The following is a 10565-nucleotide window of genomic DNA, read 5'->3' as shown; positions in this document are numbered from 1 at the left end:
GTATCATGCTGCCCAACCACACGCCGTTCCAGATTGCCGAGCAGTTCGGCACGCTCGATGCGCTGTTCCCTGGGCGGGTCGATCTGGGCCTGGGCCGGGCTCCCGGTGCCGGGCCCGAACTGCAACGGGCGCTGCGCAAGGACCTCCATCGCGCGGCCGAAATGTTCCCGCAGGACGTGGTCGAACTGATCGCCCTGATGGCCGGGGAAACCACCATCCACCCCACCCCCGGACTCGGCGCCAAGCCGGAGTTCTGGATGCTGGGGTCGAGCCTGTTCGGAGCCCAGCTCGCCGCAAGGCTGGGCCTCCCCTACGCCTTCGCCAGCCATTTCGCGCCCGATCACCTCGACACCGCACTCGAACTCTACCGTCGCCAGTTCCAGCCATCGCCGATGCTCGAAAAGCCACATGTAATGGCTGCGATGAACCTGTTCGTTGCCGATAGTGAGGATGAGGCGGAGTTCATCGCCAGTTCGCAATTGCAGGCTTTCGTATCATTGCGGACAGGCCAGCCGGGCAAGCTGCCGCCACCCATTCGCGGATACCGCGCCAGTCTGCCGGGATCGCTTCAAGCCATGCTCGCCCATATCGGACAGGCCAGCGCGATTGGCACCGTCGAGGCGGCTCGTGAGTCGATCACGAGTTTCATCTCCCGCACAGGTGCCGATGAGATCATCTTCGGCGGCAGCACCTTTGATCCTGCGGCCCGCATCCGCTCGCTGGAACTGATCATGCCGCTGCTGGCAGACTGAGATGCCGTAACGTCAATTGTAGCGTGCATAGGATTGCATGGTGACGTGCGCGGCACCTTGCGAAGGCCCGGCAAGAGGCCTAGGCGCGCCTTCTGACACCGCTGTCGCACGACTCGGAAATTACGCGGCAGCGAAATGATCGTTCTCCGAGAAACGAGAGGCCCCAATGGGTTCGAACAACGAAACCGCCGCCAAGCCAGTCAAGATTTCGAAGAAACTCCTGGGCGATATCGCCGAACGGATGCAGCATTCACTGCTGCGCGGCGACACCCCCTTCGCCCGCGATAAGCTCGCCGAAGCGGCCGGATTCGTTGCTGCGACGGCAATGCATCGCGAAACCGGTCGGTCGGCCATGCAGGTTGAAAGCGCCACTGACGACCGCCGCTTCACCCGCATCGCCATCGTCAACGACGACATGCCCTTTCTGGTCGATTCGGTAGCAGCTGCGATTGCGGCATTGGGCCTTTCGATCGACCGCCTGGTCCACCCCGTTCTACCGGTAGAGCGCAACAAGGACATGATGCTGACGGCGATTCCGCCGGGCGATCCCGAGGACGCTGAGTGGGAATCGATGATCTACATCGAAACCACTCGCGTGGACGCGCGCACACGCCGCGCGCTCGAACATACGATCCGCGAAACGCTGGGCGATGTCCGCGCCGCAGTGGCCGATTGGCCTAAGTTGCAGAAGGCCATGGCCGTCGATGCCAAGCGTATTGCCGACGCCGATAGCGAAGGGGCTGCACTGCTCGAATGGCTCAATTCGGGTATGCTGACCCAGCTGGGGCATGTTGTCCGTCACCGCGACGGGACGCAGGACCATCCCATCGGAATTTGCCGCAAGAGCGTGCGCGAACTGCTGGCCGACGCGTCCTATGACCGAGCCTTCGCCTGGTTCGAAGACAAGGCAAACACCCGCATTCCGCTGATTATCAAGGCCAACCACCTCAGCAACGTCCATCGCCGCGTGCCGCTCGACCTGTTTATCGTACCTATTCGCGAAGGTGGTAAGCTGGTTGCACTTTCGGTCCATGCCGGTGTCTGGACCAGCGCAGCGTTGGCCGCATCACCCCGCAATGTGCCGCGCCTTCGCCGTCAGGTGGAAGAGCTGCGCGACCGCCATGGATTCGATGATACCGGCCATGCCGGCAAGGCGCTGGTCCATGCGCTGACCGCGCTGCCGCATGACCTGCTGATCGGCTTTTCCGAAGAGGATGTGGAACGCGTCGCGACGACCATGATGAGCCTGGTCGACCGCCCGCGGCCGCGCCTGTCGATCGTCGAGGCTCCCTTGGCTCGCCATCTCTTCGCCTTCGTCTGGCTACCACGCGACATGCTGGCCACGCAGGTCCGGTTGGAGATTCAGGCCTTGCTTGAAGATGGCGCATCGGCGCGCCTGCTCGACTGGAGCCTGGTGGTGGAGGGCGGCAACCTTGCCATGCTGCGCTTCGTGCTTGACATCCGCGACGGTGAAAGCGCGCCCGACGAGACCGCGCTGGAAGAGCGCATGCAGACCCTGCTGCGCGGCTGGAGCGAAGCGGTTGAGGCAGAACTGGCCAAGATCGAGGAACCGGCTCGTGCCGCCGCACTGGCCCTGCGCTTTGCCGAAGCCTTCCCGACGCCGTTCCGCGGTCGTTTCGGCGCGCGCGATGCCGCACTCGACATTTCACGCCTGCATCGCCTGGGGGCCAGCCTCGAAAGCGAGGAAGTGGAACGCGGTGCGCGTATGTATTATTGCGAGCGCGAGTCCCAGGGCTGCCTGCGTCTCAAGCTCTATCAGTCCGAGGGCAGCCTGCCGCTGTCCGAAGGCGTGCCCGTGCTCGAGAACTTCGGCTTCCATGTGCAGTCCGAAATGCCCACCGTGCTCGACGATGGGCGGCTTGGCACGATCCACGATTTCCGGCTCGAACTGAAGCCCGGCAGCGATGCCCGGCTACTGGTCGACCGCGCACGCGCGATCGAGGAAGCGATCGCCGCCGTTCTCAATGGCGAAGCGGAGAACGATCCGTTCAACCGGCTGGTGCCCGAAGCCGGGCTGTCGGCCCATGAAGCCGATTGGTTGCGCGCCTTCTACCGCTATCTGCGGCAGATCGGGGTGAGCTTCACCATCTATACCGCCGTCGATGCACTGGCAGCGGCACCCGACGTGACCCGTGCACTGGTGGCGCTATTCACCGCTCGCCACGATCCCGCATTCGCAGGCGATCGCGGCAAGGCGATCGAAGAAGCGCGCGTGGCGATCAAGCGCGGGCTCGGCAAGGTCAAGGCGATCAATGACGACCGCCTGCTGCGCCTCTACAATGCGCTGATCGATGCGGTGTTACGGACCAATGCCTTCGCCCCCGCCGCGCATGAGGCGCTGGCGTTCAAGATCGAAAGCGCCAAGGTCCCCGGCCTGCCCAAGCCGGTCCCCTTCCGCGAAATCTTCGTCTATTCGCGTCGGGTGGAGGGCATCCATCTGCGCGCCGGCCCGGTTGCCCGCGGTGGCCTGCGGTGGTCCGATCGCCGCGACGACTTCCGCACCGAGATCCTTGGCCTGATGAAAGCGCAGCGCGTGAAGAACGCGGTGATCGTCCCGACCGGGGCCAAGGGCGGGTTCTATCCCAAGCAATTGCCCAGCCCCGCACTCGACCGCGAAGCCTGGGCCGCCGAAGGGCGCGCCAGCTACGAGGTTTTCATCCGTACGCTGCTTTCGGTCACCGATAACATCGTCAAGGACAAGGTGGTCCATCCCAAGGGCGTGGTAATCACCGATGGCGAAGACCCCTATTTCGTCGTTGCTGCCGACAAGGGCACCGCCACCTTCTCCGACGTTGCCAATGCCATCGCCGAATCGAAGGATTTCTGGCTCGACGATGCCTTCGCCAGCGGCGGGTCGAAGGGTTATGACCACAAGGCCATGGGCATCACCGCCAAGGGCGCGTGGGTTTCGGTCCAGAGGCACTTCCTCGAAATGGGCGTCGACGTGCAGAGCGAGCCGGTCGAAGTGGTCGGCTGCGGCGACATGTCGGGTGACGTCTTCGGCAACGGCATGCTGCTGTCGAAGGCGATCAAGCTGGTCGCAGCCTATGACCATCGCCACATCTTCCTCGACCCCGACCCCGATCCGGCCGTGAGCTGGAAGGAACGCAAGCGCATGTTCGACCTGCCGCGTTCGAGCTGGGAAGACTATGACAAGGCGCTGATCTCCAAGGGTGGCGGGGTGTTCCCGCGCGATGCCAAGGTCATTAAGCTGTCGAAAGCGATGCAGGCCAAGCTGGGCGTGGATCAGGACGAGTTCGAGCCCGAGGCGCTGATTTCGGCGATCCTCAAGGCACCGGTCGACCTGATCTGGTTCGGCGGCATCGGCACCTATGTGAAAGCTTCCAGCGAGAACAATGTCCAGGTTGGCGACCCAGCCAATGACTCGCTGCGTGTCGACGCAACCGAGCTGCGCGCAAAGGTCATCGGCGAGGGCGCCAACCTCGGCATCACCCAGGCTGCACGGATCGAGTTCGGCCAGCGTGGCGGACGCGGCAACACCGACTTCATCGATAATTCGGCGGGCGTCGATTGCTCGGACAATGAGGTCAATATCAAGATCGCGCTCGCCGCGGCCAAGCGCACCGGCAAGCTGAGCGAGCCCAAGCGGGTCGAACTCCTCGCCTCGATGACCGATGAAGTCGGCTCGATCGTGTTGGAGGACAACCGTTTGCAAGCGCTGGCATTATCGATCGCCGAGATCGGCGGTGCCCGTGCAATGGCATCGCAGCGCCACCTCATTGAAACGCTCGAAGCCGGCGGAAATCTCGACCGGCGCACCGAAGGGCTGGCAGATGACCAGGCGCTGGCGCGGCGCGCGGCAGACGGTCACGGCCTGACTCGCCCTGAACTCGCGGTGCTCCTGTCTTCCTCCAAACTAGTACTGCAGGACGCCATTGAGCATGGCGCGCTGACCGATGATGCGCTGTTGGCCGAAACGCTGTTCAACGCGTTTCCCACGCCGATGCGGAGCAAGTACAAGGCGCAGATTGCAGGCCACCGTCTGCGGCGCGAAATCATCGCAACCAAGCTGGCCAACCGCATCGTCAACCGGCTTGGCACCATCCACCCATTCGAGCTGGCAGAAGAGGAAGGGGTCGAGCTGGCAGAAGTGGCGGCCGCCTTCGTGACGGCCGAGAAACTGTTCGACCTGCAGGCCCTTTGGGCGGATCTCGACACCGCGGCGATGCCCGAAAACGCACGATTGCTGCTGTTCGATCGGCTCGCTGCCGCCGTTGGCAATCTCATGTCGGACGTGCTGCGCAGTTCGGCCGGCAAGGTCGACCCCAGCGCGCTGGTCGCCGAGCTCGGCAAGAACGTCCGTTTCCTCTCGGATGCGACGGGTGAGCTGCTCTCCAATGAATCGCGCACACAGTCTTCGCGCCTGCTGGTCCAGCTAGTCGATGCCGGGGCACCCGAGAAGCTGGCCGCCCGCATCACCCACCTGTTCGACCTCGACGGGGCGGTCGGCCTCGCACGGCTTGCCAGCGAGACCGGAATCGATCCGCACGGGCTGACCGGCGGCTTCACCGAAGTCGGGCAACGCCTGGGCCTCGACTGGGCACAGTCGACCGCGGCATTGATGAGCCCGTCCGACGTGTGGGAGCGCCTGCTGGTTTCGGGCCTTGCCCGCGATTTCCAGCAGATGCGGCTGGAGCTTCTGCGCCGCCTTGCCCGGCGCAAGGATGCCAGGAAGGATATGCGCGGAACGGTCGGGAAATGGGCCGAGGAACAGGCTGTTGCCGTCCGCGCATTCCGCAGCATGATCGGCCGGGCGCAGGCGCAATCGCCGGTGGCGCCCGCCATGCTGGCGCAGATCGCCAGTATGGCACGCAACCTGCTCACCCGGTAATTGAAGCGCGCGCCGGTGCTTGACCGGCGCGCGTTTTCCCGCCAGCCACCGCCGCGATGGACCATTACGATGTCGTCATAGTCGGCTCCGGCCATGGTGCGGCGCAAGCCGCGATCGCGCTGCGCCAGAATGGCCATGAGGATTCGATCCTGATGGTTAGCCGTGACCGGAATCCACCCTACGAACGGCCGCCGCTCTCCAAAGAGTACCTTGCGGGCGAAAAGGCGTTCGACCGGATCATGATCCGACCCGAGCAATTCTGGACGGACAAGAACATCGGCCTGCGCCTCGGCTGCAACGTCAATGCAGTCGACCCGCTCGGGCACGAGCTGACACTGTCAGACGAATCGCGCCTGTCTTACCGCAGGCTAATATGGGCGGGGGGCGGCGATCCCCGTCGCCTGGCTTGCCCAGGGAGCGATCTGGCAGGCGTGCACTACGTGCGTTCGAAGCGCGACGTCGATTCGCTGCGCGAGGAACTGGCCGGAGGGGCTAAGCGCGCGGTGATAATCGGCGCGGGCTATATCGGCCTTGAAGCAGCGGCGGTGCTGCGCAAGCTCGATTGCCAGGTAACCGTGATCGAGATGCAGGACCGAGTCCTGGCACGCGTCGCAGGGCCCGATCTATCGGACTTCTATGCCAGCCAGCATCGTGCACACGGCGTCGACCTCCGTCTTTCCACCGGAGTCGAGAGGATCGAGGGTAAGGGCGGTCGGGTGGCCGCAGTAGTGACCGACGCCAATGAGACTATTGGCTGCGAAATCGTTATCGTCGGGATCGGCATAGTGCCTTCGGTCGGTCCGCTGATTACAGCCGGCGCTGCGGGAACGAACGGGGTCGACGTCGATACCTATTGCCGCACCACGCTCGATGATATTTACGCGATCGGCGACTGCGCGGTGCATGCCAACCCCTATGCCGACAATGCGGTGATCCGGCTTGAATCGGTGCAGAATGCCAATGACATGGCGACTTGTGCGGCCAAGGCGATCATGGGCGACAAGCAGAATTACGATGCGGTGCCATGGTTCTGGTCGAACCAGTATGATCTCAAGCTGCAGACCGTCGGCATATCCGCGGGCTACGATGCTACCGTCCTGCGCGGCGATCCGGCCCAGGCGAAGTTCAGCGTGGTCTATCTCAAGGAGGGCCGCGTCATTGCGCTCGACTGCGTCAATGCGGTCAAGGACTATGTCCAGGGCCGCAAGTTGGTGGTGGATCGCGCGGTCATCGCTCCCGAACTGCTGGCCAATGCGGAAATCCAGCTCAAGGAAATGGACGCAGCCTAGCCGCCGCCCACTCCGCTGCATCGGCGACTGTGGGGTCGGGATCGCTGCGTAACGCTTCTATCTGAGGCAGCAGTCCGCGCTCGCCGCTGTTCCCCGCAGCATAGAGGCAATTGCGCACGAACCGGTCACGGCCGATCCGCTTGATCGGCGAGCCGGAGAAGTAGCTCCGGAAACCCGCATCATCGAAGGCAAGGAAGCTCTCAAGGTCGGGTGCGGCGAGTTCGTCGCGCGGCGCCAACTTCAAATGGCGATGCGCGGCGTCGGCAAACTTGTTCCAGGGGCACACAGCCAGGCAATCGTCGCAACCGTAGATGCGGTTGCCCAGGGCAGAGCGGAACTCTTCGGGAATCGGGCCCTTATGCTCGATCGTCAGGTAGGAAATGCAGCGCCGCGCGTCGAGCAGGTAGGGGGCCGGGAAAGCATCCGTCGGGCAGGCATCGTGGCAGGCACGACATGAGCCGCAACGATCCTTGCCGGGCGCATCGGGTGTAAATTCCAAAGTCGAGTAGATCGCCCCGAGGAACAACCATGATCCATGTTCGCGGCTGACAAGGTTGGTGTGCTTGCCCTGCCAACCGATGCCAGCAGCGGCGCCCAGCGGCTTTTCCATCACCGGCGCGGTGTCGACAAAGACCTTGAGCTCGCTCCCGGGTGCCCGCTCGATCAGCCAGCGCGCCAGTGCCTTCAGCGCCTTCTTGACCACATCGTGATAGTCGCGCCCCTGCGCATAGACTGAAATGCGGGCCTTGTCGGGGTGTGCGGCCAATGCCAGCGGATCGACATTCGGTGCATAGCTCATTCCCAAAGCGATAACGCTACGCGCCTCGGGCCACAGGCCTTGCGGCGAGGCGCGCTGTTCCTTGCGCGTCTCCATCCATTCCATCGACCCGTGGTTCCCTAGGCCGAGCCACTGCTCCAGCCGCTCGGCACGCAAGGGATCATGCCTCGCAGCCGCGAAGCCGCAGGCAACGAAACCCAGTCGTGCCGCCTCTGCGCGCAGGGCATCCTGCAAACCATCGGGTAGAGCCGTATTAACCAATCTTGCGTGGACTCCCGTTCATTGGCAGCAGTTAGGCGAGCACACATGCTTACCGAGACAGGTGCGATGACGCGACCCTCCGCTACCGATACAAGACCGCTCGCTATCGAGGCACGCGGACTGGTCAAGCGCTTCGACGATACGTTGGCGGTGGACGGGGTCGATATCTCCGTTCCCGAAGGCGCGATCTACGGCATCCTTGGCCCCAATGGTGCGGGCAAGACTACGACTCTGCGCATGCTGTTGGGGATCATCGATCCCGATGAAGGCGTGCGTCGCGTGTTCGGCAACGATCGACCGCACGAAGTGGCCAAGCTGATCGGCTACCTGCCGGAAGAGCGTGGTCTCTATCCGGCGATGAAATGCGACGAAGCGATCGCCTTCATGGGTGCGCTGCGCGGCCTGCCGCTCGATCAAGGTCGGGCGCGCGGGCGCGAACTGCTTGAGCGACATGGACTTGGCTATGCTGTCGACCGGCAGATTCGCCAGCTTTCCAAGGGCATGGCGCAAACCGTGCAGTTGCTCGGCACGCTGGTCCACCACCCGAAGCTGGTCGTATTCGACGAGCCCTTCAGCGGGCTCGATGCGATCAACCAGGGCAAGCTCGAAGTCATGATTCGTGAACTTGCCAGCGCCGGTACCACGGTGATCTTTTCGACTCATGTGATCCATCATGCCGAACGGCTGTGCGACGAGGTCGCGATCATCGCCGGGGGCAAGGTACCCTATGCCGGGTCGGTCGATGTAGCCCGCGACCGGATCCCGGCGCAGGTGCGGCTTGAGACGCGCGCCCAGGATGGCGCGTGGCGCGGCGCTTTGCCAGCGGACGCGCGTCACGACGCCAAGGCTGGTGGCGGGCATTTCTGGTACTTCCCGGTGCCCGAGAGCGGCGTCGAAGCATTGCTAAAGCAATTGATCGATGGCGAGGCAGGAATCCTTTCCCTGTCGATCGAGCGCGCCGGACTGCACGATGCCTTCGTCGAGATCGCTGGCGAGGCTGCAGCCCGCGCGCTGGATGCTGGCGATGATGGGGAGCAGGGGTAATGAGCGACACCACCCGCCTTTCGCTGTTCCAGGCTGCGCGCGTCGTCGCCCGACGCGATTTCCACGCGATCCTGTTCAGCCGGGCATTCTTCTTCTTCCTGCTGGGCCCCCTGTTCCCGCTGATCATCGGGTCGCTTGCGGGCGGCATTGGCGGCCAGGTCCAGCGTGAAGCGGTGACCAATCTGGTGGCGCTATCGATGAGCGCAGAGGACAGTGCCGCGATGATCTCGGCCAATCGGGCCCTGGCTCCCCAGGTCGGCTACGCTCTGCCGCAATTTATCGAGGATAACAGCGGGGATCCGCCCGCCGAGATTCTCAAGAAGCAAGGGGCGAATTACGCGGCGGTGATTTCGGGCACCCTCGCTGCTCCACGCGTCACTGCACCGGAAGACCAGATCGAACGGTGGAAGGGGCCGGTCGGATTGATCGCTGCCACCGCTGCCGGCAGTTCTCCCAGTACCTTCCCCGGTGTCGACGCAGATCCGGTCGCAACCAGCGCCGCTGCCGCCCGGACGGACCGAATCCGTACCGCGCAGGCCGGTCAGCTCCTGCTGTTCCTGCTGATGATGCTGCTCGCCGGCATGGTCCTCTCCAACCTCGTCGAAGAGAAGGCGAACAAGGTGATCGAAGTACTTGCCGCCGCGATCCCGATGGATGCGGTGTTCCTCGGCAAGCTTTTCGCCATGCTCGGCGTGAGTTTCGTGGGCATTGCTGTCTGGGCCGGATTTGGTGGCTTGGTCGGAATGATTGCGGGCGAACAATTGCCCCAGCTGCCCGAACCGGCGTTAGGTTGGCCGCTCTTCATCTCATTCGGGATCGCCTATTTCGCCATGGGTTACCTGCTGCTGGGCTCGCTATTCCTCACGATCGGCGGAATGGCGGCGACGGTGCGCGAGGTGCAGACCTTGTCGATGCCAGTCACCATGATGCAGTTGCTGGTGTTCTTCCTGGCGGCGTCGGCGATTACCCGGCCCGGGTCGGCGCTCGAACTCGCTGCGGCAACCTTCCCACTTTCCTCGCCCTTCGCGATGCTCGCGCGCGCCGCGCAGTCCGAGGCGCTGTGGCCCCACACACTGGCGCTCGCTTGGCAGGGCCTTTGTGTGGTCCTGTTCGTCCGCTTCGGCGCTTTGCTGTTCAAGCGGCGCGTGATGAAGTCGGGCAAGGGTGGCCGGGCGAAGAAGGCGGCGCGCGACGCCGCCACCGCCAGCTGATCCCCGCGCTTCGGGGCAGCGAGTGCATCGGAGAAGTTAAAAAATTAAGTTCCGTTTTGAAACGCACTATTGACACGTGTGTCAGTTGCGGCAGGATGGGGTGAGAAAATGGGAGCGACGCCTAGAGTCGCCCCACATGGAGAGAGATATGGCCACCGCCGCAGTCGAACGTCCCCAATGCCGCACTTCGCCGACCGCTTTCGAGGCGCTGAAGGAATACCTTGCGGAGCACCCGGACGAACGGCTGCAGCATCCCAACAAGTGGGACGTCAGCCGCTCGGACATCTATTACAATGATACCTGGCAGCCGATCTTCAAGGAAATGCGCGAGGCCGGCCCGCTTCACTACATCGATGA

Annotated in this window: 6 protein-coding genes and 1 pseudogene; 6 read left to right on the top strand and 1 reads right to left on the bottom strand. The window is 63.6% G+C overall.

The features are described from left to right. The 3 genes from AAFM29_RS08560 to AAFM29_RS08550 form a co-directional block, all read left to right on the top strand. On the top strand, positions 1 to 752 hold a 752-nt coding region (locus tag AAFM29_RS08560; RefSeq protein ID WP_341712385.1), incomplete at its 5' end, for an MsnO8 family LLM class oxidoreductase. 166 nt (positions 753 to 918) lie between these two features. Then, positions 919 to 5625: an NAD-glutamate dehydrogenase domain-containing protein gene (locus AAFM29_RS08555; RefSeq protein WP_341712384.1), complete on the top strand. Its 4707-nt coding sequence runs from the start codon at positions 919 to 921 to the stop codon at positions 5623 to 5625. 56 nt (positions 5626 to 5681) lie between these two features. Then, positions 5682 to 6914: an FAD-dependent oxidoreductase gene (locus AAFM29_RS08550; protein ID WP_341712383.1), complete on the top strand. Its 1233-nt coding sequence runs from the start codon at positions 5682 to 5684 to the stop codon at positions 6912 to 6914. On the opposite strand, the gene queG is transcribed toward AAFM29_RS08550, so the two are convergent. Further along, positions 6892 to 7953: a tRNA epoxyqueuosine(34) reductase QueG gene (gene queG, locus AAFM29_RS08545; protein ID WP_341712382.1), complete on the bottom strand. Its 1062-nt coding sequence runs from the start codon at positions 7951 to 7953 to the stop codon at positions 6892 to 6894. The genes AAFM29_RS08550 and queG overlap by 23 nt on opposite strands. Before the next feature lie 45 nt (positions 7954 to 7998). Between queG and AAFM29_RS08540 the strand changes: the two genes are divergently transcribed. The 3 genes and pseudogenes from AAFM29_RS08540 to AAFM29_RS08530 all read left to right on the top strand — a co-directional run. Further along, positions 7999 to 8997, top strand: a complete 999-nt coding sequence (locus AAFM29_RS08540) for an ATP-binding cassette domain-containing protein (RefSeq protein WP_341712381.1) — start codon at positions 7999 to 8001, stop codon at positions 8995 to 8997. Next, on the top strand, positions 8997 to 10208 hold the full coding sequence (locus tag AAFM29_RS08535) for an ABC transporter permease (protein ID WP_341712380.1): 1212 nt from the start codon (positions 8997 to 8999) through the stop codon (positions 10206 to 10208). Before AAFM29_RS08540 ends, AAFM29_RS08535 begins: the two co-directional genes overlap by 1 nt. Positions 10209 to 10356: 148 nt before the next feature. Beyond that, positions 10357 to 10565: pseudogene (locus AAFM29_RS08530) on the top strand (cytochrome P450); the annotation flags it as partial.

It is taken from the genome of Erythrobacter sp., from assembly GCF_038133525.1.
GTDB lineage: Bacteria > Pseudomonadota > Alphaproteobacteria > Sphingomonadales > Sphingomonadaceae > Qipengyuania.
This window is presented reverse-complemented; position numbering and strand designations above follow the sequence as displayed.

Excerpts from the sequence above, each read along its gene's own strand:
- AAFM29_RS08555 (WP_341712384.1), top strand. The coding sequence starts at position 919 with ATGGGTTCGAACAACGAAACCGCCGCCAAGCCAGTCAAGATTTCGAAG.
- AAFM29_RS08550 (WP_341712383.1), top strand. The coding sequence starts at position 5,682 with ATGGACCATTACGATGTCGTCATAGTCGGCTCCGGCCATGGTGCGGCG.
- AAFM29_RS08540 (WP_341712381.1), top strand. The coding sequence starts at position 7,999 with ATGCTTACCGAGACAGGTGCGATGACGCGACCCTCCGCTACCGATACA.
- AAFM29_RS08535 (WP_341712380.1), top strand. The coding sequence starts at position 8,997 with ATGAGCGACACCACCCGCCTTTCGCTGTTCCAGGCTGCGCGCGTCGTC.